General features: G+C 46.8%; 24 protein-coding genes. 8 read left to right on the top strand and 16 right to left on the bottom strand.

What is annotated here, in order from left to right; genetic code table 11:
- The first annotated feature begins 188 nt into the window (after positions 1-188).
- Both E6C74_RS14450 and cobB read left to right on the top strand, forming a co-directional pair.
- A complete protein-coding gene (locus tag E6C74_RS14450; RefSeq protein ID WP_136486430.1) occupies positions 189-1,409 on the top strand; it encodes an ammonium transporter in 1,221 nt (406 codons plus the stop codon).
- A 215-nt stretch (positions 1,410-1,624) separates the two neighbouring features.
- A complete protein-coding gene (gene cobB, locus E6C74_RS14455) occupies positions 1,625-2,362 on the top strand; it encodes a Sir2 family NAD+-dependent deacetylase (RefSeq protein WP_136486432.1) in 738 nt (245 codons plus the stop codon).
- A 99-nt stretch (positions 2,363-2,461) separates the two neighbouring features.
- Here cobB and E6C74_RS14460 read toward each other — a convergent pair whose 3' ends face one another.
- The 5 genes from E6C74_RS14460 to potA form a co-directional block, all read right to left on the bottom strand.
- Positions 2,462-3,499 (bottom strand): extracellular solute-binding protein, encoded by a 1,038-nt coding sequence (locus E6C74_RS14460; protein ID WP_136486434.1) that lies wholly within the window; start codon positions 3,497-3,499, stop codon positions 2,462-2,464.
- A 124-nt stretch (positions 3,500-3,623) separates the two neighbouring features.
- Complete coding sequence (locus tag E6C74_RS14465) at positions 3,624-4,655, bottom strand: extracellular solute-binding protein (RefSeq protein WP_136486436.1); 1,032 nt, start codon at positions 4,653-4,655, stop codon at positions 3,624-3,626.
- Between the two features lie 88 nt (positions 4,656-4,743).
- Complete coding sequence (potC, locus tag E6C74_RS14470) at positions 4,744-5,514, bottom strand: spermidine/putrescine ABC transporter permease PotC (protein ID WP_136486438.1); 771 nt, start codon at positions 5,512-5,514, stop codon at positions 4,744-4,746.
- Positions 5,514-6,371, bottom strand: a complete 858-nt coding sequence (gene potB / locus E6C74_RS14475) for a spermidine/putrescine ABC transporter permease PotB (protein WP_206208419.1) — start codon at positions 6,369-6,371, stop codon at positions 5,514-5,516. The genes potC and potB overlap by 1 nt, the downstream gene beginning before the upstream one ends.
- Positions 6,355-7,470, bottom strand: a complete 1,116-nt coding sequence (potA, locus tag E6C74_RS14480) for a spermidine/putrescine ABC transporter ATP-binding protein PotA (protein ID WP_136486442.1) — start codon at positions 7,468-7,470, stop codon at positions 6,355-6,357. The genes potB and potA overlap by 17 nt, the downstream gene beginning before the upstream one ends.
- Positions 7,471-7,822: 352 nt before the next feature.
- Here potA and E6C74_RS14485 point away from each other — a divergent pair, with 352 nt between their 5' ends.
- The 3 genes from E6C74_RS14485 to E6C74_RS14495 are packed head-to-tail and all read left to right on the top strand — an operon-like array spanning position 7,823 to position 10,069.
- Positions 7,823-8,620, top strand: coding sequence for a hypothetical protein (locus E6C74_RS14485; RefSeq protein ID WP_136486444.1), 798 nt, complete (start codon positions 7,823-7,825; stop codon positions 8,618-8,620).
- A complete protein-coding gene (locus E6C74_RS14490) occupies positions 8,613-9,407 on the top strand; it encodes a glucosaminidase domain-containing protein (protein WP_136486446.1) in 795 nt (264 codons plus the stop codon). Before E6C74_RS14485 ends, E6C74_RS14490 begins: the two co-directional genes overlap by 8 nt.
- A complete protein-coding gene (locus E6C74_RS14495) occupies positions 9,404-10,069 on the top strand; it encodes a DUF2987 domain-containing protein (protein ID WP_136486448.1) in 666 nt (221 codons plus the stop codon). The genes E6C74_RS14490 and E6C74_RS14495 overlap by 4 nt, the downstream gene beginning before the upstream one ends.
- Positions 10,070-10,239: 170 nt before the next feature.
- Here the strand turns inward: E6C74_RS14495 and ttcA are convergent, their stop codons facing one another.
- From ttcA to ccoN, 11 genes are all read right to left on the bottom strand, one after another.
- A complete protein-coding gene (ttcA, locus tag E6C74_RS14500) occupies positions 10,240-11,172 on the bottom strand; it encodes a tRNA 2-thiocytidine(32) synthetase TtcA (protein WP_136486450.1) in 933 nt (310 codons plus the stop codon).
- Positions 11,173-11,312: 140 nt separating this feature from the next.
- Positions 11,313-12,260: a universal stress protein UspE gene (gene uspE, locus E6C74_RS14505; RefSeq protein WP_136486452.1), complete on the bottom strand. Its 948-nt coding sequence runs from the start codon at positions 12,258-12,260 to the stop codon at positions 11,313-11,315.
- Positions 12,261-12,395: 135 nt separating this feature from the next.
- On the bottom strand, positions 12,396-13,148 hold the full coding sequence (locus E6C74_RS14510) for an FNR family transcription factor (RefSeq protein ID WP_136486454.1): 753 nt from the start codon (positions 13,146-13,148) through the stop codon (positions 12,396-12,398).
- 90 nt (positions 13,149-13,238) lie between these two features.
- Complete coding sequence (locus E6C74_RS14515) at positions 13,239-13,913, bottom strand: sulfite exporter TauE/SafE family protein (RefSeq protein WP_136486456.1); 675 nt, start codon at positions 13,911-13,913, stop codon at positions 13,239-13,241.
- On the bottom strand, positions 13,910-14,149 hold the full coding sequence (ccoS, locus tag E6C74_RS14520; RefSeq protein ID WP_136486459.1) for a cbb3-type cytochrome oxidase assembly protein CcoS: 240 nt from the start codon (positions 14,147-14,149) through the stop codon (positions 13,910-13,912). Before ccoS ends, E6C74_RS14515 begins: the two co-directional genes overlap by 4 nt.
- A complete protein-coding gene (locus tag E6C74_RS14525) occupies positions 14,150-16,522 on the bottom strand; it encodes a heavy metal translocating P-type ATPase (protein WP_136486461.1) in 2,373 nt (790 codons plus the stop codon).
- Between the two features lie 4 nt (positions 16,523-16,526).
- Positions 16,527-17,006, bottom strand: a complete 480-nt coding sequence (locus E6C74_RS14530; protein WP_136486463.1) for a FixH family protein — start codon at positions 17,004-17,006, stop codon at positions 16,527-16,529.
- 83 nt (positions 17,007-17,089) lie between these two features.
- Entirely contained in the window at positions 17,090-18,067 is a 978-nt protein-coding gene (gene ccoP, locus E6C74_RS14535) for a cytochrome-c oxidase, cbb3-type subunit III (protein WP_136486465.1), read from the bottom strand.
- 7 nt (positions 18,068-18,074) lie between these two features.
- Positions 18,075-18,239, bottom strand: a complete 165-nt coding sequence (locus E6C74_RS14540; RefSeq protein WP_136486467.1) for a cbb3-type cytochrome oxidase subunit 3 — start codon at positions 18,237-18,239, stop codon at positions 18,075-18,077.
- A 9-nt stretch (positions 18,240-18,248) separates the two neighbouring features.
- Complete coding sequence (ccoO, locus tag E6C74_RS14545) at positions 18,249-18,869, bottom strand: cytochrome-c oxidase, cbb3-type subunit II (protein WP_136486469.1); 621 nt, start codon at positions 18,867-18,869, stop codon at positions 18,249-18,251.
- A gap of 12 nt (positions 18,870-18,881) precedes the next feature.
- On the bottom strand, positions 18,882-20,309 hold the full coding sequence (gene ccoN / locus E6C74_RS14550; RefSeq protein ID WP_136486471.1) for a cytochrome-c oxidase, cbb3-type subunit I: 1,428 nt from the start codon (positions 20,307-20,309) through the stop codon (positions 18,882-18,884).
- A gap of 259 nt (positions 20,310-20,568) precedes the next feature.
- Here ccoN and E6C74_RS14555 point away from each other — a divergent pair, with 259 nt between their 5' ends.
- The 3 genes from E6C74_RS14555 to E6C74_RS14565 all read left to right on the top strand — a co-directional run bounded on the left by E6C74_RS14555 (position 20,569) and on the right by E6C74_RS14565 (position 23,978).
- Positions 20,569-20,925 carry a hypothetical protein gene (locus E6C74_RS14555; RefSeq protein ID WP_136486473.1) on the top strand — a complete coding sequence of 119 codons (357 nt, stop codon included), beginning with the start codon at positions 20,569-20,571 and terminating at the stop codon, positions 20,923-20,925.
- A gap of 104 nt (positions 20,926-21,029) precedes the next feature.
- Entirely contained in the window at positions 21,030-22,220 is a 1,191-nt protein-coding gene (locus E6C74_RS14560) for an FIST N-terminal domain-containing protein (protein ID WP_136486475.1), read from the top strand.
- 6 nt (positions 22,221-22,226) lie between these two features.
- Entirely contained in the window at positions 22,227-23,978 is a 1,752-nt protein-coding gene (locus E6C74_RS14565; RefSeq protein WP_136486476.1) for an ATP-binding protein, read from the top strand.
- Positions 23,979-25,033: the final 1,055 nt, after the last annotated feature.

The raw sequence follows: 25,033 nt of genomic DNA on the forward strand, positions 1-25,033 counted from the left end.
TATTCATTTAAATCATTATAAAACAATGAATTATCATGTAATTTATGATTATTAACTGAATTGTTTATAGTTGGAACACATTTTGCTCCATGTAACGAAAATTATAATTCGCTCACCAAAATGGTGAGATAAAAATTGAGTAGCACTTGTTTTGTGCGCGTTTATTTTTGCTATGGAGTATTACGAGAATGAATGAAACAGTAAGTCAGGTACATGGTGCCGTACAAACCCTGACCCAAAGTTCAGATACCTTATTTCTATTGCTTGGCGCCATTATGGTGTTTTTGATGCATGCAGGTTTTGCATTTCTGGAAGTAGGGACCGTACGTAAAAAGAACCAGGTCAATGCACTGGTCAAGATTCTGGCCGATTTTGGCATTTCGACCGTCGCCTATTTTTTCATCGGTTACTGGATCGCTTATGGAGCTAACTTCTTTGCTGACGCAGAAACACTGGCTCAGGGGAATGGCTACGAACTGGTGAAGTTCTTCTTTCTGCTGACTTTTGCGGCGGCGATTCCGGCTATCGTCTCTGGCGGTATTGCCGAAAGAGCACGTTTTTATCCGATTTTGCTGGCAACCTTTTTTACCGTCGGTCTGGTTTACCCGTTTTTCGAAGGCATTATCTGGAATGGCAACTATGGTATCCAGGACTGGTTTGCAACCAGTATGGGGGCAGGGTTCCACGATTTTGCCGGCTCGGTTGTGGTTCACGGTGTTGGCGGCTGGATTGCATTGGTTGCGGTGATCTTCCTGGGCATGCGCAAGGGGCGTATCCGCGCGGGTAAACACACTAACTTTGCGCCCTCTAATATTCCTTTCCTGGCGTTGGGTGCCTGGATTTTGTGTGTTGGCTGGTTTGGCTTTAACGTGATGTCAGCACAAACACTCAATGGGATCAGTGGCCTGGTTGCGATGAATTCGCTGATGGCAATGGTCGGCGGTATTCTGGCAGCTCTGATCGCAGGCAAAAATGACCCGGGCTTTATCCACAACGGTCCGTTAGCCGGTCTGGTTGCGGTGTGTGCCGGTTCTGATCTGATGCATCCGCTGGGCGCTCTGGTAACGGGCCTCGTTGCTGGTGCACTGTTTGTATGGCTCTTTACTTACATACAGAATAAAACCAGGATCGATGACGTACTGGGCGTGTGGCCGCTGCATGGTGTGTGCGGTGCCTGGGGTGGCATTGCTGCGGGTATCTTTGGCCAGCAAGCGCTTGGTGGCCTGGGCGGCGTGAGTCTTTCCGTTCAGGTGATGGGTACGTTGATGGGCATTGCGGTTGCACTGATCGGTGCGTTTGCGGTGTACGGTACTCTGAATGCTGTGATGGGCTTACGCCTGTCTGAAGAAGATGAATTCAATGGCGCAGACCTGGCTATTCACAAGATCTCATCGATTAACGAAGAGTAAACGGGAATAGATGATAGAGTCAGTGACAAAGTGCTGTTATGACAAGATAAACGATAAAGAGCAGGCATAGCCTGCTCTTTATCGTTTAAGGCACGTTGACAGTCACAGAACAGACGAGGGCCACGATAAATTCCGACTATGGTCTAATCCGCAACTCTAGGGTTGTCGGTGTATCGGTGCTAAGCTAGCAGAAAAGTAAAATAAAAGGATGTTGTATGAATTTTCCGTATCGCAACGTTGTCATTCTGACTGGCGCTGGTATCTCGGCAGAATCGGGTATTCAAACTTTTCGTGCTCAGGATGGATTGTGGGAAGACCACCGCATCGAGGATGTCGCCACGCCGGAAGGCTTTGAGCGAAACCCGGAGCTGGTCCAGGATTTCTATAACCAACGCCGGCGCAAGCTGCAATCCGCAACTATCGAGCCCAATGCTGCCCATATCGCCCTTGGCCGGCTGGAAAAAGAGCTGGACGGCAAAGTAACCGTCATCACTCAGAATATCGACAATCTGCATGAGCGGGGCGGCAGCGAACATGTGATCCACATGCACGGTGAACTACTTAAAGCACGCTGTGCGGTGACCAATCAGGTGATCGAACAGAAAGACGACCTCGTCAGTGGCGACTTATGCCATTGCTGCCAGATCCCGTCTCAGTTACGTCCTCATATTGTCTGGTTTGGCGAGATGCCACTGCGTATGGGTGAAATCTATGAGGCGTTAGAACAAGCCGATCTGTTTATTTCGATTGGCACATCGGGCGTCGTCTATCCTGCAGCCGGTTTCGTACATGATGCGAAAATGCACGGTGCACATACAATTGAAATTAACCTGGAACCCAGCGCGGTTGAAACGGAATTTGCTGAGAAACGCTACGGTAAAGCCAGTGTTGAGGTACCACGTTTGGTGGATGAACTGCTTGCCCTGCAGGCGCCCGATTGCAAGCACGCCTGATAAGAGCATCGGGTGACAGATGTAAAAAAGCGGCTCAATCGAGCCGCTTTTGTTTGATAAGCATGAGCTGTCTGACGTGGCCAGACACATCGAAAAGGATCAGTTATTTACTTTTAGCTTCTGGAAGTACTCTTCGTACAGCGCAGCCGCTTCACCAACTTCGTCTTGCCATTCCCCACTTTCCATGACCGATTGTGGCGGGAAGATGTTCGGGTCGTTAGCAAACTCTTTTGGCAGCAGTGGGTAAGCCGCTTTTACCGGCGTCGGATAACCAATTTCCATTGCAATTTTCGCGGCATTATCAGGGCGAAGCAGGAAGTCGATCATCTTATGAGCGGCCTCAAGGTTTTTAGCACCGGATGGGATAGCCAGGCTGTCCATCCAGAAAATTGCCCCTTTTTCCGGCCAAATGATTTCAATCGGTGCGCCTTCTTCGCGAGCCATGTACGCAGAACCATTCCACAGCATACCCAGCGACACTTCGCCCGCCAGATAAGGGTTAGCCGGGAAATCTGAGTTAAATACCAATACGTTCGGCATCAGCTTCTGCAATTCGTGGAACGCCGCTTCAATCTCTTTTGGATTGGTGGTATTCGGTGAATAGCCCAACTTACTCAATGCGATGTGGAAAACTTCACGTGAATCGTCCATCATCATCAACTGGCCTTCCCACTTGCTATCCCACAGATCGCCCCAGTTTTTCACTGAAGATTTATCGAGCATATCGGTGTTAATACCGATACCGGTCGCGCCCCAGATATACGGAATAGAGTAGTGGTTATCCGGATCGAAAGATTTGTTCAGATAGTTAGGATCCAGGTCTGCAAAATGACTCAGTTTGGAGTGGTCGATCTCCTGCAGCATCCCTTCTTTACGCATTTTTGAAACAAAATAGGTCGAAGGTACTACCAGATCGTAACCCTCGCCCTGAGTTTTCAACTTAGCGTACATGCTTTCGTTGGACTCGTAGGTCGAGTAGATTACTTTAATACCGGTTTCCTTAGTGAAGTCTTCCAGAACTTCATTAGGAATATATTCAGACCAGTTGTAGAAATACAGTTCTTGGTCTTCAGCCATCACGTTACTTGTGAATAGAGTCGCAGCACATAAAGCGCCAGCATACAGTTTACTTTTCATGAGATTTCCATGTTTGCTGTAAGAGCCTAGCCAGGCAAGAGCATGTTTATGCATAAGCGACGATTATAACAGCTCAAACAAAAATAGGCAGCTTAAGCTGCCTATTTCATTCATTTTATTGGGATTATTGACCCGCTTTAAGCTTCATGAAGTAATCTTCATAACGTACAGTTTTGTCGCCAACAGCAGCTTGCCATTCAACACGGTCCAGATCTTCCTGAGACGGGAACAGGGGTGCGATGTCTTTAAACTTGTCGTTTGATGCTTTCACGCCAGTCAGGTAACCAGTGTCGCGAGAAATCTGCTCCGCGATTTCCGGACGCAGCAGGAAGTCGATCATCTTATGCGCGGCGTCGACGTTTTTCGCACCTGATGCGATAGCAAAGTTATCTACCCAACCAATACCGCCTTCTTTAGGGAATACCAGTTTAAGTGGCAGACCTTCTTTTTGCGCTGCCGCTGCAGAACCGTTCCACAGCATACCCAGACCTACTTCACCAGACAGGTAAGGTGCTGCCGGGTTGTCTGAGTTGAATACCAATACGTTTGGCATCAGCTTCTGTAGCTCAGCGTATGCTTCATCAATCTGCTTGTCGTCAGTGGTGTTACCAGAGTAACCCAGTTTACGCAGCGCGATGTGGAACACCTCACGGGTGTCATCCATCAGCATCAGTTGGCCAGCCAATTCAGGCTTCCACAGATCGCCCCAGCTTTGGAAATCATTCGGATCGTACATATCTGTATTGACAGCAAGGCCCGTAATTGCCACTACGTGCGGAATCGAGTAATCGTTGTTTGGATCATAAGGTTTGTTCAGATAGTTTGGATCCAGGTTACCCAGATTCGACAGTTTGGACTTGTCGATTTTCTGCAGCATGCCTTCATCACGCATTTTAGATACGAAATAAGTTGATGGAACAACCAGGTCGTAACCTTCATTGTGTGTTTTCAGCTTGGCGTACAAAGTTTCATTTGACTCATACGTTGAGTAGATCACTTTGATGCCGGTTTCTTTTGTAAATTGTTCCAGAATACCGCTGTTGATGTACGGTCCCCAGTTCATAAATACCAGTTCATTGTCTTCTGCCGCGACATTTGTTGAGATCAGCGACAGCGCACACATACTACCTGCCAAAAGAGTAGTCCATTTTTTCATTGACGTTAGCTCCAAACCAGACGTTGCCCAATTAAGGCGTTAGATGAAGATGAAGCAGGAGGAAAGCGCTCTTCCTGCTTCGGTGCTTTTACTTGACTTTTTCCCGGGTCAGAACCTGGGAAAGAATTACCAACGCAAGAGACACAATCAGCATGACCGTTGCAAGTGCGTTGACTTCTGGTGAGATACCGACTTTGACCATTGAATAGATCTTAAGTGGCAGGATCTCATAAGTTGGGCCGGTGACAAATGAACTGATAATCACGTCATCCAGTGACAGCGTGAAGCTCAGCAGCCAGCCAGCCGCAACGGCAGGTTTGGCCAAAGGCAGGATAATCTTTTTCAGAATTACCCATTCGCTGGCGCCCAGATCCTTGGCCGCTTCCAGCATCTTGACATCAAACCCGTTGAGGCGACTGTAAACAGTCACCACAACAAACGGTAAACAGAACGTAATGTGTGCAATCAGCAGGGTAAAGAACCCCAGATTCGCACCCAGTACCAAAAACAGCGCTAACAGCGCAATTGCCATCACGATATCCGGAGACATCATGACGACAAACAACATGCCGTTGACCATCCCTTTACCCTTGAACTGGTAACGGAATAGGGCGACTGCCGTCAAGCTGCCAATCAGCGTTGCTGCAGTGGCGGAAAACACGGCCACATTCAGCGAGTGCCAGGCGGCTTGCATCAAACTGTCGTTAGCGACTAATGCATGGTACCACTTGGTGGTAAAGCCTCCCCATTTAATGCCGAATTTATTGTCATTAAAAGAGTTAGCAATCAATACGATAATTGGTAAATACAGGAACAAGTACACCAAGCTCATAAAGCTAAATCTAACTGTCTTACCCATTAGTCTAGCTCCACTTTCTTATTCAACAATTTACCGGCACGGTAGTAAGCGTACAGCATGACCGCCATTGCCAGTGTCAGGGCGATACTGGTCGCCGCACCAAATGGCCAGTCACGAGCATTGAGCACCTGGCTCTTAATCACGTTACCAATCAGCAGGTTCTTCGCACCACCCAGCAGGTCGGCGATGTAAAACATACCCAGCGCAGGCAGCAGAACCAGCAGACAACCACCGATGATGCCAGGCATGGTCAGCGGCAGAATGACCTTGGTCAGGGTCTGCAGTTTATTTGCTCCCAGATCTCGCGCTGCTTCAATGTATGTGCCGTCGAGTTTCTCGATAGCGGAGTAAAGCGGCAAAATCATAAACGGCAGCAAAATGTAAACCAGGCCAATCATCACTGCGGTTTCGGTATACATAAGACGTAACGGAGCATCGATCAAACCAATGCCAATCAGCGCTTTGTTTAAAATGCCCTGGGTCCCAAGCACAATTTTCAGACCATAAGTACGAATTAACGAGTTGGTCCAGAATGGCACGATGACCAGAAACAACATAATTGGGCGCCAGTTCGGCGGCATCTTCGCAACAATGTACGCAAACGGGTAACCGATGATCAGACAAAGAATCGTTGCCACAATCGCCATATAAAACGAATGCAGCATCACTTTGCCATACAGGGGATCCAGCAAGCGGGCATAGTTATCTAACGTGAAAGTCATATCGATTAGATTGGCTTCATCACGAGTCAGAAAACTGGTACCGATAATCATCAGGTTAGGGATGAGTACAAACAGCACTAACCAGCCGACGATTAAGGTGATAATCGCGTTCTGAAGATTAAACTTTTTGCTCATCATTGAGTACCACCTCCCAGCTTTCAACCCAAGTGATCGCGACTTTCTGACCGATGGAGTGGTCCACGTCCGGATCGTCTTCGTTAAAGAATTCGCTTACCAGCACTCGCATGCCGGATTCGAGTTCGACCATGGATTCCAGCGTCATACCTTTGTAGGTACGATCGGTGATATGACCAACAATGCCGTTTGACTCCGATTCTTTGATTTCTTCGATACGCAAATCTTCCGGACGCAGCAGAACCTGTAGCTTAGTACCGTTATTGACCGGTTGATCGAAATAAACCACAGAGTCAACGCCTTCAATCTCAACGCGTACACGTTTGTCATCCAGGCGTTCCCGCATCACAGTGTTAAACACGTTAATTTCGCCGATAAAGCGAGCCACAAACAAGTTCTTCGGTTCTTCATAAATTTCACGCGGCGAGCCGTCTTGTTCGATGACACCATCACGCATCACGATGATACGATCAGACATCGACAGGGCTTCTTCCTGGTCGTGGGTCACGAAAATGAAGGTGATGCCCAGCTGACGTTGCAGTTGCTTCAGCTCGGTTTGCATCTGTTTGCGAAGTTTGTAGTCCAGTGCCGACAGTGATTCATCAAGCAGCAGAACTTTAGGCTTGTTCACCACAGCTCGGGCAATCGCGATACGTTGCTGCTGACCACCAGAAAGCTGATGAGGTTTACGCTGCGCCATTTCTGCCAGACGAACCATCTTCAGCGCTTCCATTACGCGCGGTTCAATGTCTGCAGAAGGCACTTTTTGCATGCGCAGACCAAAGGCGACGTTTTCAAATACCGTCATATGCGGGAACAGAGCGTAGCTCTGGAACACAGTGTTTACGTGTCTTTGCTCTGCAGGAACCGACGTGACATCTTGATTATCCAGTAGAATTTGCCCAGCATCTGCTGTTTCAAAACCTGCGATTATCCGAAGTACGGTTGTTTTACCACATCCTGACGGGCCCAGAATCGTCAGGAATTCACCGTGATTCACATCAAGATTGAACTCACTGATGATCTCTTTGCCATCAAAACTCTTGCTTATACCAGATAGACGGATAACTGGTGTATCTACTGAATGTCGTTCGTTCAACGTCTGTTTTTCTCCCTATTAAAACCAAGGATTGCTCATTGAGAAATGCTCTATATGCATAGGCTCATAATCGCCGAATCATAATCATCAAAACTACGAAATCAAAGTGTTTTCTTATTCTGAAACAGAAAAAATTTTGCACCTAAAAGTAAAGATTAATTACCATAGGCTTTGCGTTAACTTCGAATGCTTTCAAACGGTTAATTATCAACCATAATGTACAGAAAGCAACACACATTTGTTACTCAGAGTTTAGACTCTGTAGCATTTCAGTATAATGACCAAAAAATGTATCTGACTTGCTGATTTATTATGTTGACTCGTGTTTCAGCAAGCCAATCTAGGGCCAATTATGAACAATGATATCGAAAGAGATTTCAATTTAGGGGGAACGGTTGAGCAAGCTCTGTCGGGCCAGTATCAACTGAAAATCGGTGATGTACTCAAGGAAGCCTGGAGCCACACCATCAAGCATTTTCTTTCTTTTTCACCTGCGATTGTCATGCTGATTGTGGCTCAACTTGCCATATTTTTCATCGCACTTAAGCTACAAATTGGTGATCTTTCGATTATTAGCGATGTTTTCACCGGGCAAGCCGAGTTCCCGGAAGGGCTGGGGCAGGCTATTTTTATCGCGAATTTCAGTTACGAAGTTGTCAGCGCGCCGATCTATGCAGGGGTGTCACTGATGGCGATGAGTCATGCTGCTGGTTTGGCGACGAAAACACGTCATATCAGTAAAGGGCTGCAGTTTACTGTACCTGTTATTATTGCCACGCTGTGTGGATTGATGCTGCAGGGTATTGCCAGTGCGTTGTTTCCAATCCTGTCTATGTATATTTCTCTTGCTTTTAGCAACTCCGTGCTGCTGATTTGTGAGAAGCACATATCTCCGCTTCAATCGCTGTGGTTGTCACTGCGTGCGGTAAACAAAAAGCTGTTACAACTGGCGGTGATTTATGCGCTGATGATGATGATGTTTATCGCTGCCGTGTTGTTCTACGGTATTGGCCTTGTCTTTGTGTTACCATTTTTCTTCCATGTTAAAGGTATTATTTACCGTAACATGTTTGGTATCCGTTTAAAGATCGTTGCCTCTAATCATAGCGACGATGACCAGAACCAGAATCCACAGGTGTTTGATGCGTAAGATTCTTGCTTTATTGACCGTTGTTCTCATCGCCAGTTGCAGCGTTTATTACGTCAAGCAACATGAGAGCGACACCGTCGAGATGTCGGTAAATTCGGGACAGGCCGTCAGTGATGCGCCGGATTTTAGTGCAATCAGTAATGTGACAGAGAAAAAGCAGTCGTTTTTCTCTTATCTTAAACCGGGTATTGAACTGGAAAATGCCCGAATAGTGAAAGAACGAAAAACTCTGAAACGTATCCAGACCCACTTCGATCAGAATAATGTCACCACCAAAGATAAGCAGGATGCGAAGCACTTGGCATCACTATATAAAGTGGACATGAATGACAACAAAGTCACTGCGAAGTGGCTGAGTGTCATGCAACGCCGGGTGGATGTGTTACCACCTGCGTTGGTGCTGACCCAGGCGGCGAATGAATCTGCCTGGGGGACATCACGCTTTGCAGTGGAAGGTAATAACTATTTTGGTCAATGGTGTTACTCTAAAGGCTGCGGATTAGTGCCTTTGGCTCGTCAGGAAGGCATGACCCACGAAGTCGCTAAGTTCAGATCGGTGCAGGAATCGATTCACCGCTACTTTATGAACGTCAACCGCAACGCGGCATATTATGAGCTGCGTAAAATTCGTCAGCAGCTGCGTCAGCAAGAGCAGGATTTGCTCAGCACAGATACCGCTGAGGCTTTAACCCAAGGCTTGCTGAAGTACTCTGAACGCGGAGCGGATTATGTGACCGATTTGCAGACCATGATTCGCCACAATGAGACTTACTGGCAAAGCGAATGATCAAAAAATCCATATCTACTATTCTCCTGGCCGGGATCTGCAGCAGTATCCCGGTTACGAGCTGGGCTCAGGAATATATGTTCACTTATTCCAAGCTCTTTTCACAAATGAAAAATAACGTCGAAGATGATCACAAAGATGTCAAAGTGGGATTTTTCTTCGTCAATGCGGATAACAAAACGCTCTGTCGCATAGACAAGGCCTGGATGGAGAAAGAAGCGCACTATGAAGAACTTCATCCTTCCGCGATTAATGAATTGATTGTTCCGTTGGATAACAACTTACGCCAGGCGAATCCTTTGGTGTTTGTCGACACACCCAATGACCAACGTTGTGATTTTTCGATGGTTGTCATGACCAAACAGCCGCTCCAGGGCCGTGTCAATTACAGTGAAATTGAATCTTTGCTGCCGCAAATGCAGAGCATGTTGGAAGACTTAGGTGGTATGTTTGCCAGTTGGTTTACGCCAGATGTTAGCGGATTAACGCTCGAGTTTGCCAATCACCTCGACAGTGAAATCCAACTGAGTAATGGTGGCGTGGTGCCGATTGTTAACGGTAAAGCGCAGGTCGGACTTGAGCAGATTGGGGAAGAAGGGTGGATGGAATTGCCGCAAATGACCCAGCGGGTATTACCGTACTTACCTAAAGCTCAAAAGTGAAGCCACAAAGTGGTTACTGTTGAGGTCAGTCTGAATGAGTACATGTCAGGTCAAGTGAACTGAACTCGGCTTATCATCAGGTTGATTTATAAAATTTTTCGACAAAAAAGGCTGCATTCGCAGCCTTTTCCATTCATCAGAATGCTAAATCTGATGTTCCGTTTACGGAATCAGATATTAGTGACATCCAGCTTCAGGCTTGGATCAAATTCCATCACTAAATCTTCATCTTCAACCTGTTGTACCGGCATGTCTTCTTTATCAAAGCCGATATCTCCGCCATTGATAACGCCAGATTCACTGTTGATCGATTTGAAGTCAAACAGATCGAAGTCCGCCAGGTGGCTAGGCACTACGTTTTGCATTGCGCGGAACATGGTTTCAATACGACCCGGGAACTGTTTGTCCCAGCCGTTTAACATTTGCTTAATGTTCTGACGCTGCATGTTTGGCTGAGAGCCGCACAGGTTACATGGGATAATCGGGTAGCCACGTAGTTCAGAATATTTAATGATGTCTTTTTCACGGCAATAGGCCAGTGGACGAATGACAACGTGCTCGCCGTTGTCAGACACCAGTTTTGGTGGCATGCCTTTCATCTTGCCGCCGTAAAACATATTCAGAAACAGGGTTTCGAGGATATCATCGCGGTGGTGGCCCAAAGCGATTTTGGTTGCACCCAGCTCTTTTGCGGTGCGGTATAAAATACCGCGGCGCAGACGTGAGCACAGAGCACAAGTCGTTTTCCCTTCCGGTACTTTGTCTTGAACAATCGAGTAGGTGTCTTCTTCAACAATCTTGTACTCAACACCCAGTTCCTGCAGATATTCCGGCAGAATATGCTCAGGGAAGCCTGGTTGTTTTTGGTCGAGGTTAACAGCAATCAGCTCGAAAGAGACCGGCGCACTTTTTTGTAAGCTCATCAGAATATCCAGCATGGTAAAACTGTCTTTACCTCCGGATAAACACACCATGATGCGGTCACCATCTTCAATCATGTTGAAGTCAGCAATCGCCTGACCTGTATTGCGACGAATGCGCTTTTGCAATTTGTTGAAATTGTATTGTTGAGCTTTGGTCAACTCTTGGGTTTGCTCTGTCATCAGCTTGCGGTCTTAATCTTCAAAACAAAATGAAGTGCGTATGATACGGATAAATTTGTCAGATGCTAGTGCTATCGGAACCTGAAAGCAAAAATCCTCAGGTTTCCCTGAGGATTTCGGATTATGCAGCGAGATGTAGATTAACTGGCGTGGGTAGGATCCAACGGGCTGATATAACCGCGCGGTTTCAAGGCCAGAACGTCACAGTTAATTTTGTCGATCACTTGTTCCGCCGTGTTGCCGATAAATACCGCTGATAAGCCGGTGCGACCGGTCGTACCCAGAATCACCATCGCGGCATGCAGTTCTTCTGCTGCCTTGGGAATGACATCTTCCGGTAAGCCTTGTTCGACAATCGTGTGCTCTTCATCAATACCATGTTTCTGGCGCAGAGCCTTCATCGACGTGAGATGATGGCCGCGTACGGCATCGGTATATGTCGTCGGGTCAAACTCCGGCAGTTCAATGGTGATGTTTGCTGGCGTAAGCGGATAAGCATTCACCAGATAAGGCGTCGCACCAAGCCGTGAGGTCAGGTTCAGCAACTGCTCAACCATGATATCGTTCAAATCGAGATGAGCCTCGACTTCTGAACCAACATGTACCGATGCGATGATATTAGCATCCAGAGGCCACTCAGCATTTTTCACCAACAACACGGGAGTCGGGCACTTGCGCAGCAGATGCCAGTCGGTGGGCGTGAAGATAACTGACTCCAACGCATCGTGTTTACGGGTACCTTTGATCAGAATATCGTGTTCGCCAGCAAAGACTTCGCCAATAATCGCTTCATAAGGGCGGTTATGCCACACCACTTTGACTTCAAAGATTACCGAATCGTTAACATAAGGTTGAGCGACTTTGTGCATCCACTGTTCGCGCTGATGAATCACACCTCTGCGCATAGCATCCCGTTCATCTATTGAAAGCATCGACGTCATGTCATAGGAAAAGTCATAGATAGACAGGAAGAAGGTAACACGGCTTTGCGACTTACTTTTTGCGGCGAGTTGCATAGCGCGGGCAAGAGCAGGCTGTTCATCGTGATTGATGTCAGCGACAACTAAGATCTTGTTATAGATACTCATAACAAAACTCCTTATTGAGTGAGGAGACTTCTTAGATTTACTTTAGCGCACTTGAACAGAGAGGTTGAAGAAATTTAGACAGGAAAGTTGGAGAAGTATGATGTAGCTCATTAAAGAGCTACATCATTGATTTTATTACTTAGAATCTGAAGATACGCCGGCCAGTTCTTTCAGGGCATCATGATTCAGAATAGTGATGTATTTACCTTTCACACTCAGGATCTCTGATTTCTGGAAGCGACCCAGCAGGCGACTGATCGTTTCGACCGTCAGGCCAAGGTAGTTACCAATATCACCACGTGTCATCGTCAGACGAAACTCACGCGGGCTGAAGCCACGTTGCGAGAAACGAGTCGACAGGTTGTATAGGAAGGCTGCCAGACGCTCTTCAGCGTTTTTCTTCGATAGCAGCAGGATCATCTCCTGGTCACCTTTGATTTCATTACTCATCAGGCGCATGATTTGTTGACGCAGTTTCGGCATTTTACCTGACAGGTCATCAAGAATCTCGTAAGGGATCTCACACACCATGGATGTTTCCAGCGCCTGAGCGAAGCTAGGGTGAGAATCTTCAGTAATCGCGTCAAAACCGACTAAATCACCAGCCAGGTGGAATGCAGTGATCTGCTCATCACCTTGCTCTGTAATGGTGTAGCTTTTGATTGTACCTGAACGAATCGCGTACAAAGAACGCAAATCGTCGCCAGCCTTAAACAGTTCCTGACCTTTTTGAATGGGCTTCTTACGCTCGATGATCTGGTCAAGCTGATCCAACTCTGCTTCATTCAGAGTAAATGGGATGCAAAGCTGACTAATACTGCAGTCTTGACAGTGAATGGCACAACCACCGGATTGAACGCGTTTTGCAGCATGCTTTTCAGAAATCATAACAACCTTCACTATTTGATATACATCAATATTTTAGCATCCCTCAATCGCAAAGGATAGATAAAATAAACGTATAGCTAAATCAATCACCTAAATTAAGGTAATCAGCATATTTATGGCACCGTAGCCGGTATAAAAACCATAAGTGATAATAAATACTGCCGCTATATGACGAAATATTTTAGACTGTTGCAACTGTTTTATTTTTGTTGCACCAAATCCGACCAATAACATCGCGGGCAAAGTACCTAATCCAAAGGCCCCCATGATTAATGCGCCCTGCAAAAATCCACCAGAAACCGCGGCCCAGGTCAAAATGGAATAAACTAAACCACACGGCAGCCAACCCCAGATAAAACCGAAGGGTAGAGCGTACCAGCTTTTTTTGAGTGGTAACAGCGCTGTGCCGGCCGGAGAAATGTGTTTCCATACAGATTGTCCAAGCCGTTCCAGTTTCAGAATACCAAACCACCAACGCCCGACATACAGACCAAGACCGATCATAAGCAGTGCCGCCAACAGGCGAAGCCATACCAAAACATGATTCAGAGCTGCCAGGGTAGATAAGGATGCGACGAGACCGCCGATGATGGCACCAAACAGCATATAACTCAGGATTCGGCCTGCATTATATAACAGTAACGGAGTGGCCTGTCTGCCGGCCTGATTGAGAGTCAGTAGGGAAGCGATGCCACCACACATCCCCATACAGTGACCGGCACCGAGTAACCCGATCACAAATGCACCGATAAAGTCCGGCGTCATTTTTTATCCTCATCTTGTCCCTGTTTTGCGCAGGCGGATGTCTTTTTCTGGTGAGAAAGTGGTGGCGAGGCATTAACTGTAGAAGAATGTGTTTCTTGTTCATCTTCAAATAAAATATTGTGTCCCTGGCGTTCTAAATCTTCAAATTGTTCACTTTTAACCGCCCAAAGAAATATTGCCACTGCCACACAAACCAGCACAATGGCGATAGGAATTAATATATACAAACTTTCCATTTACTTACCTGAATCTTTTAATAAGCGCAGCGAATTGGATACTACTATAATCGAACTGGCAGACATACCCACAACCGCGATATAAGGTGCGACCAACCCCGCAACCGCTAAGGGCAGAATTAACAGATTGTAACCTAACGACCAGGCCAGGTTTTCGCGAATGACACGCCGGGTCTGTATGGCCAGTTTGCGCGCTTCAAGTAACTTATCCAGTTTGTCGCCCAGTAACACCATGTCTGCAGACGCTTTGGCGACATCAGTCCCTCCTCCCATCGCTACAGAGATGTGCGCGCCGGCCAGAGTCGGCGCATCGTTGATGCCATCTCCGACCATCATGGTGATATCATGCAGATTTATCTGATTCAGGCTGGCCAGTTTATCTTCAGGTTTCGCCCCCGATATCACCTGATCAATCCCTAGTTGATCGGCAACAAGTGCCGCATTAGCCTGAGAATCACCGGTTAACAGAGTGATTTTGATGCCTGCCTGATGGAGTTGCTCGATAAACGGACCGGCCTCTTTACGAATCGGATCCTGGTAATAGAAGGTAGCGGCATGTTCACCGTTAATCGCCAGATAAACCGCATTTACGTCCTGGTGATTGTCAGTGCCGAGGACAAAACGGGCGTTACCAATGGCGACTGGCTGGCCATCAAACAGACCTTGCAGTCCTGAGCCAATGACATTACCGACGCCAGTGACAGTAACGTTCTCATCGCGGTAAGGATGGAATGCTGTGGCCAGCGGATGATTCGCGTGTTGCTCTAGCGCGGCCGCAATCGCCAGGCATTGCTGTTGTGACCAGTCCGAATACACGCGGGTATCACGCAGCTCAATTTTACCCCGAGTCAGGGTGCCGGTTTTATCGACGACCAGATGATTGACCTTACACAGGGTTTCAAATACATGGCTTTTACGCAGTAAAAGACCAAAGCCTCCCATGCGGGAAGTCGCGCAGGTCAAGGCGGTGGGTGTCGCCAGTGACAGGGCACACGGACAGGTCGCTACCAGAACCGATAACATGATCCAAAACGCATCCTCGGGATGAGTCTGATGCCAGAATAACCAGGTTGCCGCCGCAATCAGTAAAATAATCGCAACGAAATAGCGCGCGACGATGTCGGCGAGCTCCGCAATTCTGGGTTTCGATGACTGCGCGGCGTCCTGCAAGCGCACAATATTCGAGATCACGGAATCATTTTTTGTCGCGGTCACTTCCAGTTCAAACGCCTCTTCACCATTGAGCGTGCCGGCAAAGACCGAATCACCAGGCTGTTTTACCACCGGGAGTGATTCACCGGTCAACATGGACTCGTCAACGTGGATGCGGCTGGTGAGGATTTTTCCGTCAGCCGGGATATGCTCACCGGGTAAAACCCGAATTTGCTCGCCGGGTTGCAGCGTTTTTACCGGAACCTGTTCCCCATCAAGCCGATTGGCGATAGCCGGTATCAGTTTAAGCAGATTCCCGCTCGCGGCCGCGGCTTTACGCCGCGCACGCATTTCCAGAAAGCGGCCAACCAACAGAAAGAAGGTAAACATGGAGATGGACTCAAAGAATACTTCTCCTTGCCGGGTGACCGTAGCGATGAGACTGGCCACATAAGCAAATATCAACGCGATCGAGACAGGGACATCCATGCCCAGAGTACGGCCACGAAGACTGCGCCAGGCATTGAGATAAAATGGCAAGGCAGAGTAAAGCAGCACAGGAGTGGCAAAAATCAGACTGACCCAACGAAAGTAGTTTTTGAATTCCGGGTCGAGATCGCCAAACGCTTCAAGATAAAGCGCAACAGCCAGCATCATGACCTGCATGGTTGCCAGTCCGGCAATACCAAGACGATAAAGATACTGTTTCATCGTGGCGTGATAAAACGCCTCCTGTTGATCGGCCTCAAACGGGGCGGCTTTATAACCCAACTGGTGAATCCGGTTCAGAATACGGCTGAGCTTAGTTTTTGAGTCATCCCAGCACAGCAGAGCCCGATTAGTGGTGGTATTGACCCGAATCGTCGTCACACCGGTTTCGCTGTTAAGTTGCTTTTCAATCAACCAGGCGCAGGCAGCGCAAGAGACACCATCTAGTGACAATGTCACTTCTTTATGATCGCCATCATCACGTACGAATTCTGCCTGAACATCGCTGTTGTCGTAATGGATCAGTGCCTGCAATTGCTCCGGTACCAAATCCACTTTTTCGGCCGGCGCGGTGCGGAACTGGTAATACGAAACCAGGCCGCTGGTAACAATCGTTTCGGCCACGGTCTGACATCCGGGGCAACACATGTCACGTTGCTCACCAAGAATCTCGACTTTAAAGTCCGTGCCCGCCGGGACATCTTCACCGCAGTGATAACACGAATGACTCATAGCATTAATTCATTAACTGGGTAGGAGATGCGGAAGGGAACGTCACTCGTCCCTGGACCAGCCACTCGCTGTTATGCGGTGTTAATTCAATAAACCACGGTCCCTGTAGTTCACTGTCACGTTTAATACGATAGCGACCCTTCGCATCTGAAGTCAGCAGTATTGAAAAATCACGGTCTGGCAGGGTTCGGTGGGCAAACATCGCTTGCAATGCCGGGAAATGTTCCAGCTGACCTTTATTCAGCTCGATGATAATATCGTTGCCGTCGGAGTATACCGACGCATTAAGACCCAGTTGTTTGGCAACCTGAATCTTGCTGAGATCGACATTAATGCCTTTGCCTTTTTTATAGTAATCCTCAGTGACCAGGGATACGGAGTTATTGGAAAAAATGATAATAGTAATGACAGTCCAGATAACAACCGTAAGAGGAAGGATAATCAGAAACCACGGCCAGAATTGTTTATACCAAGGCTTTACCATAAAAAAGTTCTCTACAACGTAAGGGAAAGTAATAACTTAAGAGAAAGACAGCCCCTTGAAAAGGGGCTGTGATGTGTTGTTACTTATTGGTCGGAATTACTCAGGCTCCAGACATAAGCAGCAACTAACTGCACCTTATCTTCACCTAAGATATCCAACCAGGCTGGCATAACACCAGAACGACCATTCATGACCGTTTCTGTCACTGCTGCACGCGAGTCTCCAAATAACCAATCCTGGTCAGTTAGGTCCGGAGCGCCGACAGCCGGGTTACCTTTACCGTCTGTACCATGACAAGCTGCACAGACCACGAAGCGTGCTTTACCAGCTTCAGCTTCACGAGCATTCACAGAACGACCAGAAAGGCTCAGAGCATAGCTCACCACTTCCTGTACACCTTGTTCGCCCAATGCATCTTTCCAAGCTGGCATCTGACCGATACGGCCATGACGAATCGTAGTCACGATCGCAGCAGGCTCACCGCCATACAACCACGCATTGTCAGTCAGGTTAGGGAAGCCGGTTTGACCGCGCGCGTCGGAAGCATGACACTGGGAGCAGTTCTGTAGGAACAGACGCTGGCCAACTTTGAGCGCATCCGGATCAGCGGCAATATCTGGAATCGGACGTAATTCAGAGCCGCCTTCCTGATAAGCCAAACGTTTAAACGCTTCACCAAAGTACGCATCGGCGTCATCGAGCTCTTTTGCATACTGCACCAGCGTTTTGCTTTCCTGGGCCGCCGCAATCGACGCTTTAGACTCTTCAAGAGTGCGAACGCGCTGATCTGAACTCTGCCAGCCCAAAACACCTTTGAAGCTACCCAAACCCGGATAGAGAGTCAGGTATATCGCCGCAAATATGAATGTGCTGATAAACAGATAAGTCCACCATTTTGGTAGTGGGTTGTTGATTTCGCGAATACCGTCGTACTCGTGCCCCATATCAACGCCTTCTTCCACGCCCATTTTGTCTTTAAGACACCAAAAGAGCAGGAAAGCACAGCCAAACAGGGTTCCGAGTGTGATGACAGTAATCCAAAGACTCCAGAATGTAGTCATTACTTAGTCACTCCTTGTTTTTTTGCAGGGGCTGCTGTTCATCAGCAAAAATCAGATTGGCTGCTTCATCAAAGCGAGCCTTACGTTTTTTTCCGTAAGCCCACCAAACAACGCCGATAAAGCAGACAAATAGCACTATGGTCCAAATACTGTGAATAGTACCGATATCCATAATTACCCCTTATTTCATTGCGTGACCAAGAGACTGAAGGTAAGCGATGATGGCATCCATCTCCGATTTACCCTCGACATCTTTTGCCGCATTCGCGATTTGTTCGTCTGTGTATGGCACACCAAACTGATTACGGAAGACTTCCATTTTCTTCTGGGTGTATTGTCCATCCAGTAGGTTGTCTGCCAACCACGGGAAGCCCGGCATGTTAGACTGAGATACCAGTTCACGCGGATCCATCAGGTGCACGCGGTGCCACTCATCCGAGTAACGACCGCCCACACGCGCCAAATCCGGACCAGTACGCTTAGAGCCCCATAAGAACGGATGCTCCCACACACTTTCACCCGCCACCGAGTAGTGACCATAACGCTCTGTCTCAGAGCGGAAAGGACGAATCATCTGACTATGACAAACGTTACAACCTTCGCGAATATAGATATCGCGACCTTCAAGCTGCAGGGCAGTATATGGCTTGAGATTTTCTACCGGCTCAGTGGTTTGCTTTTGGAAGATCAACGGTGTGATCTCAACTAAGGCGCCCCAACTAATAGCGAATACGATGAAAATAGCCAGCAAGCCCACATTGCGCTCAATAATTTCATGGCGATTATTAGAATTAGAACTCATTCTTCAATCTCCTTAAGCCGGTTGCTGGATAGCTTTCAAGCTATGTTTCGGTGCAGAAATCGTCTTATACGCGTTGTACGCCATCAGGAACATGCCTGACAGGAAGATAAAGCCACCAATAAAGCGTATGGTATAGAACGGGTAAGAGGCCTGAACTGACTCGACAAAGCTGTAAGTCAGTGTACCGTCGGAGTTAACGGCACGCCACATCAGGCCTTGCATTACACCAGAGATCCACATCGCGACGATGTACAACACGGTACCGATCGTTGCCAGCCAGAAGTGAGCATTGACCAGACCCATAGAGTACATACGTTCCTGGCCGAACAGGCGAGGAATCAGGTGATAAACCGAACCGATCGAAACCATCGCAACCCAGCCCAACGCGCCAGAGTGAACGTGACCAATCGTCCAGTCAGTGTAGTGAGACAGAGCATTGACCGTCTTAATTGACATCATCGGGCCTTCGAAGGTCGACATGCCGTAGAAAGACAGTGATACAATCAGGAATCGCAGAATAGGGTCATAACGTAACTTATGCCATGCTCCGGACAGCGTCATGATACCGTTGATCATGCCGCCCCATGAAGGTGCGAACAGAACAAGCGACATCACCATACCCAGAGACTGAGTCCAATCTGGCAGTGCCGTGTAGTGTAGATGGTGAGGGCCTGCCCAGATGTACAGCGAGATCAGGGCCCAGAAGTGAACGATTGACAAACGGTAAGAGTAAACGGGACGCTCAGCTTGTTTCGGAACGAAGTAATACATCATTCCAAGGAAACCCGCTGTAAGAAGGAATCCTACCGCATTGTGGCCGTACCACCACTGAACCATTGCATCGACAGCACCGGAATAAATCGAGTACGATTTACCCATGGACACCGGAATAGCCATACTATTCACGATATGCAGAACGGCAACAGTAATAATAAACGCACCGAAGAACCAGTTTGCTACGTAAATATGAGAGGTCTTACGCTTGACCAGTGTGCCAAAGAACACCACCGCGTAAGAGACCCATACGAGCGCAATCGCGATATCGATAGGCCATTCAAGTTCCGCATATTCTTTACCTGAGGTATAACCCAAAGGCAGAGTAATTGCGGCAGACACAATGATTGCTTGCCATCCCCAAAACGTAAACGGGACAAGCGCGCCACCAAAAAGACGAGTTTGACAGGTGCGCTGAACAACATAATAAGATGTTGCGAACAGTGCACTGGTACCAAACGCGAAAATAACCGCATTAGTATGCAGAGGACGTAAGCGACTGTACGTCAACCACGGCGTATCAAAGTTTAGCTGTGGCCATACTAATTGAGCGGCGATCAAAACACCCACACCCATGCCGACAATGCCCCAAAGAATGGTAACCAGGGTAAACTGACGGACGACTGTATAGTTGTAGTTTTGCTCAAGCTGCTGTTCTTGGCTCATTTTGCATGCTTCCAATGTCTAATTAACTACACTTTACTTCCAACACGACATATGTCGTAATGCGCCCCAAGTTAACAATAAAAATTAAAGCATTTTCATGACCTTAATCACTATTGTTGGCTTTAAAAAAAGGTGCATTTTCAAGCAATAACTATACTGCAATTAACAATTCAATGACAGCGCAGTAACCTTACTATCCGTCTGGATTTGGCCTTTTATTTCAAAACTTTGAAGTTTGTTGCACGAGGAACTCACGAATATGGCAGCTGAAAAGCTCACTAAGCTCAGACTGACTCAAATCGTCATCACATTAGCTATTTTGACCGTGGCTTTTTTTTGGCGAACGATCACATTTCAGGATGTATCTACCCAAAAATGCATTGCGACGCCACAATGTTCACTTTTTGTTGATGGAAGACAAATAACTGTTACAAAAAGTGAAACGGAGCAGGGTGTGTATATTATTCAATCGATCCCGTCCGATTGGAGTGTGACATCGGATCAAAAAATCATCCGCGAGGGCGAAAATATTGAGTTAAAATTTTATGACAACAATTCCAATACAACTGGTGTAATTAATATTAATGATTCTGTAACGATAGAAATCAGCGATTAATTAGTTATAGGATAGAAAAGATATTTCTTTCCATTAGGGTATTTAATTTAATATCATCGCAAGTTGATGTATAAAGAATAAATAACCCTATAACGTATTCGTTCATGCGATTAAAAACAGCATTTACTCATATTTCTAACCCTGCCTTAGCAGTTCAGTACCTGAAAGAGGCATTATTCAGCCCAGAACTTTCAAGTTTAGTCTGTTATTATACTGACGAATATCCGGCTGACATCCTGACGACAGAGTTTGGCAAAGCATTTGCAGATGTTCCTCTTGTTGGTTGCTCATCTTGTAAGGGAGTGATGACAGAGCACGGTTTCCATGCCGGACCGGTGATCGCTTTGATGGCTATTTACGACGGTCCCAACAGCGCATACGGAAGTGCGCTGTTGTCGCTGGACAACGCGTTAACCGATTACAAAACCGTCACGGCAGAGGCCATCAATCAGGCGCTGAAGTCGGCAAACCGGATAGGTGAAATCCCCAGTTTAGTGATTTTACATGCTACTCCCGGCAATGAAGAACTTTGTATTCAGGCAATTGATGAAACATTTGGTACACCTGTTCCAATCATCGGTGGCAGCCCGGCAGACAGTTATATTCAGCGGCAGTGGTCAGCGATAACTGAACGCGGCACAGTAAAAAATGGCTTATCGCTTCAACTGATGTTTCCTTCCAAGCCCAATACCACCGGATTCAGTGCTGGCTATTCACCGACGGAATTTACCGGTACCGTCACTCGCGCTACCGGCCGCTATATTCACGAAATAGACGGAGAACCCGCAGAGCAGATTTATAAAGAATGGGTCAGTGATCATTCAAGCGTGCAAATATCCGAGCACTACTTGTTTAAACATGTCACACGTTTTCCACTTGGACGAATAGCCGGTTACGTACATAATCGTCCTTACTATAAATTATCCCACCCGGTGCGTATGACGCCCGATGGTGCGATGGAGATGTTCGCGACCATCTCACAGGGAGAGGAAGTGACACTCATGACCGGCTCCAGAGAACAGTTAATTCAGCGCGCATCGCGTGTCGTTGATCAAGCGAACACACAAAACTACCAATCGTCTCAATTACTAGGTTCAATCATTATTTACTGTGCTGGCTCCATGTTGCGTTTAGGCGACGACATTGTGGGTGTACAGGAAAAAATCAAAGCTCAGATGAACGGACAACCCTTCATCTGTCCGTTTACTTACGGAGAACAAGGTCGCTTTACCGGTGGTGAGACAGCTCATGGTAATCTGATGATTTCATCCGTCATTTTTTACGAGTCCGAGTAATCGAACATGGAACAAGAGATCATCGAACAGTTTAATGAAGCATTACTAGAACTGAAACGAAGTAAAGAACGAGAGCAACGCTTAGCGGAAGAAAACCGGGTTATTCTCGCGGCACTGTCAGCGTTCAGTCATGCCGACAACAAGTATCAGATTTTCGAGGAATTGAAAAAGGTACTCAGTCGTTATATTGAGTTCGATGATTTCATTGTGATTTCGAAGCCCAAACATCGTCAGGTATACCTGACGTTTCTTGCGTCTAATCTTGCCTTCCAGGGCAAGGAATGGCTCAATGGCGACAAGTTTCAGCGTGTCCTTGATGGTGAAAGCATTATTTTGTTTGAACCGGGCAAACTTGATGAATTCCAAAATCTGAACGCCTTCCTTAAGGACCAGATTCAGTCGGCATTGATCGCCGGAATCCGGGCACAAACCAGTGACTCTGTTTTGCTGCTACTGGGGAATAGGAAAGGGCAGTTCAGCCTCGAAACCCGCTCAACTTTACTGCGTTTCCGGCCGCTTCTCGAACGAGCCATCAACGATATTGAGCATAAAGAAGAGCTGCAAAAGCTGGTTGATTTAAGAACCCAAGAACTGCAAATTGCTCAACAACAAGCGGAACAGGCTAACCAGTCCAAATCAAAATTCCTGGCCATGATGAGCCATGAACTGCGAACACCACTTAACGCCGTGTTAGGCCTTATCGATATTTTACGAGAAAATTCAGAGATCTACCAATTGGAAATGCTAGAGCAGATGGAAAATTCTGCCGAGCTTTTGCTGGTGATCATTAACGATATTCTTGATTTTAGTCGCATCGAGTCCGGTCACTTCTCGTTACACTGTCACTGGATTAACCTACGTAAGAAATTGCACCAGGCTCTGGAACATCATCATCAGGTCGCAACTGCAAAAGGCATTCAGTTCAACCTCCAGGCAACCATCCATGATGGCTACGAATACTGGGTGGATGAAGTTCGTTTAACGCAAATATTGTTTAACGTTGTGGGTAACGCGATCAAGTTCACCCAACACGGCAGTGTTGATGTACGTTTGGTCACGACTCGGGATGGGCTCGAGATTAATATCGAGGATACTGGTATCGGCATCGACAGCCAGCGTATTGATAATCTGTTCTCGCCATTTATTCAGGCCGACGATTCTATTACACGTAACTTCGGTGGCACCGGGCTTGGATTAGCGATTACCAAACATCTGGTCGAGTTGATGCAGGGAAAAATCAAAGTCGAGAGCGAGCTTGGTCAAGGCTCTAAGTTTTCTATCATTCTGCCATTAAAATCACGCTCAAGTGATCAGGTTACAACAGTGCTAGTGCCAGACAATGAGCTATCAACCAAAGCTGTTGTAGCAAACGTCGGACAACATATCTTGGTCGTTGAAGATACCAAAACCAACCAGATGGTCATCAAACTGTTGCTAAATCGCATGGGTTACAACGTCACGATTGCGGAAAATGGCCAGCAAGCGATAGATATCGTCACAAGGGAACCGGCGTTTGATCTGATCTTCATGGACATTTCTATGCCAGTGATGGATGGAATTGAGGCGACTCGTATGTTGCGGGCTAAGCAGATATCAGCACCAATCATCGCTTTAACTGCACATTCGATGCATAGTGACCATGAGGTTTGCCTTAGCGCTGGCATGAATGACATCATTATCAAACCAATTCGCAGTAAAGAATTACAGCGAATCACAGATCGATATCTGCAGTCACGTAATGTCATCAATCCAGTTTAACTCAATGAGAATGAGTCGATCACAGATTTAATTAATTACCGTATTGCTAAAAGTTAGAGACTTTTATCAATATGGTAATTATATACTTTATGGTAAATTGGTTATGTTCAATAGAAATCATGCAGATAAGAGGAAAGGGAAGCTACATCAGTGCCGTACCTATATCCACACATACTTAATTTAACATAATACATATAATGCGCACTATGATTGTAAGGGCAACGTTGCTAGTTCTTGCTTGATCTTCGGTAAATTTTAGCCAAATTACCGCTAGTTCGCGGTGAACTACGCACCTGATATTACTTAATCAATTAATGCTGCTAACGATTCAAAATCAGGGTTACATCCGTATTCATTACTCTGAATACTACGATGAGATGCGCCGCTGTGCTTTCTGTGTTTTTAACTCGTGACTCTTTGTTCAAATTCATAACGACAACCCGTGGCTCGTTGTCTAGCGACCAGGACTTTTGTCTGATCGTTTGTCATGATCACTCATGATGTCCTCGACGTTGAATCTTCTACTTTTGACTTAATGGGTATCTGCCAATCCGACATCAACTCGGTCGCTAAGTTTACGATTTGCGCTAATCTTCCATTCAATTCTTAATTCGTTCCATCGTGTACAACAGTCTTCAAAACATTGGCCCAGAGTGACCGGTTGCTGCGTTGCTCTAATAACCAACAACGGGTTGTTTTGAATAGATTGAAGTCTTATCTTTTTGTTGGTCTTAGTCATTCTGCTACATAAAGCCTGAACTATTGTGGTTGGCTGATTTTTTCTGTCGGTATCGCTGATAGATCCTAGCGTCATATGCCTGGACGGATTCTTGTTTGTGTCAGATTAGCCTGGCTTGTTATTTGGCGTGAGAGACCGCTGTGAATATCACATCTGATTTTAAATGCCGAAGTGTTGGCATTCATCTTTCTTAACTTCAGATCTACTCTGATAGCGGAGAAGCAGCAGCCTTAGCTACCAAACAACACCGAAATTAACAATATATATAAAAGTTACAGTGTCATGATTACAGATAAAGCCATCTTCTTTATCCGGA

The organism is Vibrio sp. H11, from assembly GCF_004804295.1.
Classification (GTDB): Bacteria; Pseudomonadota; Gammaproteobacteria; order Enterobacterales; family Vibrionaceae; genus Vibrio; species Vibrio ostreae.

Excerpts from the sequence above, each read along its gene's own strand:
- E6C74_RS14450 (WP_136486430.1), top strand. The coding sequence starts at position 189 with ATGAATGAAACAGTAAGTCAGGTACATGGTGCCGTACAAACCCTGACC.
- cobB (WP_136486432.1), top strand. The coding sequence starts at position 1,625 with ATGAATTTTCCGTATCGCAACGTTGTCATTCTGACTGGCGCTGGTATC.
- E6C74_RS14460 (WP_136486434.1), bottom strand. The coding sequence starts at position 3,499 with ATGAAAAGTAAACTGTATGCTGGCGCTTTATGTGCTGCGACTCTATTC.
- E6C74_RS14465 (WP_136486436.1), bottom strand. The coding sequence starts at position 4,655 with ATGAAAAAATGGACTACTCTTTTGGCAGGTAGTATGTGTGCGCTGTCG.
- potC (WP_136486438.1), bottom strand. The coding sequence starts at position 5,514 with ATGGGTAAGACAGTTAGATTTAGCTTTATGAGCTTGGTGTACTTGTTC.
- potB (WP_206208419.1), bottom strand. The coding sequence starts at position 6,371 with ATGAGCAAAAAGTTTAATCTTCAGAACGCGATTATCACCTTAATCGTC.
- E6C74_RS14485 (WP_136486444.1), top strand. The coding sequence starts at position 7,823 with ATGAACAATGATATCGAAAGAGATTTCAATTTAGGGGGAACGGTTGAG.
- E6C74_RS14490 (WP_136486446.1), top strand. The coding sequence starts at position 8,613 with ATGCGTAAGATTCTTGCTTTATTGACCGTTGTTCTCATCGCCAGTTGC.
- E6C74_RS14495 (WP_136486448.1), top strand. The coding sequence starts at position 9,404 with ATGATCAAAAAATCCATATCTACTATTCTCCTGGCCGGGATCTGCAGC.
- ttcA (WP_136486450.1), bottom strand. The coding sequence starts at position 11,172 with ATGACAGAGCAAACCCAAGAGTTGACCAAAGCTCAACAATACAATTTC.
- uspE (WP_136486452.1), bottom strand. The coding sequence starts at position 12,260 with ATGAGTATCTATAACAAGATCTTAGTTGTCGCTGACATCAATCACGAT.
- E6C74_RS14510 (WP_136486454.1), bottom strand. The coding sequence starts at position 13,148 with ATGATTTCTGAAAAGCATGCTGCAAAACGCGTTCAATCCGGTGGTTGT.
- E6C74_RS14515 (WP_136486456.1), bottom strand. The coding sequence starts at position 13,913 with ATGACGCCGGACTTTATCGGTGCATTTGTGATCGGGTTACTCGGTGCC.
- ccoS (WP_136486459.1), bottom strand. The coding sequence starts at position 14,149 with ATGGAAAGTTTGTATATATTAATTCCTATCGCCATTGTGCTGGTTTGT.
- E6C74_RS14525 (WP_136486461.1), bottom strand. The coding sequence starts at position 16,522 with ATGAGTCATTCGTGTTATCACTGCGGTGAAGATGTCCCGGCGGGCACG.
- E6C74_RS14530 (WP_136486463.1), bottom strand. The coding sequence starts at position 17,006 with ATGGTAAAGCCTTGGTATAAACAATTCTGGCCGTGGTTTCTGATTATC.
- ccoP (WP_136486465.1), bottom strand. The coding sequence starts at position 18,067 with ATGACTACATTCTGGAGTCTTTGGATTACTGTCATCACACTCGGAACC.
- E6C74_RS14540 (WP_136486467.1), bottom strand. The coding sequence starts at position 18,239 with ATGGATATCGGTACTATTCACAGTATTTGGACCATAGTGCTATTTGTC.
- ccoO (WP_136486469.1), bottom strand. The coding sequence starts at position 18,869 with ATGAGTTCTAATTCTAATAATCGCCATGAAATTATTGAGCGCAATGTG.
- ccoN (WP_136486471.1), bottom strand. The coding sequence starts at position 20,309 with ATGAGCCAAGAACAGCAGCTTGAGCAAAACTACAACTATACAGTCGTC.
- E6C74_RS14555 (WP_136486473.1), top strand. The coding sequence starts at position 20,569 with ATGGCAGCTGAAAAGCTCACTAAGCTCAGACTGACTCAAATCGTCATC.
- E6C74_RS14560 (WP_136486475.1), top strand. The coding sequence starts at position 21,030 with ATGCGATTAAAAACAGCATTTACTCATATTTCTAACCCTGCCTTAGCA.
- E6C74_RS14565 (WP_136486476.1), top strand. The coding sequence starts at position 22,227 with ATGGAACAAGAGATCATCGAACAGTTTAATGAAGCATTACTAGAACTG.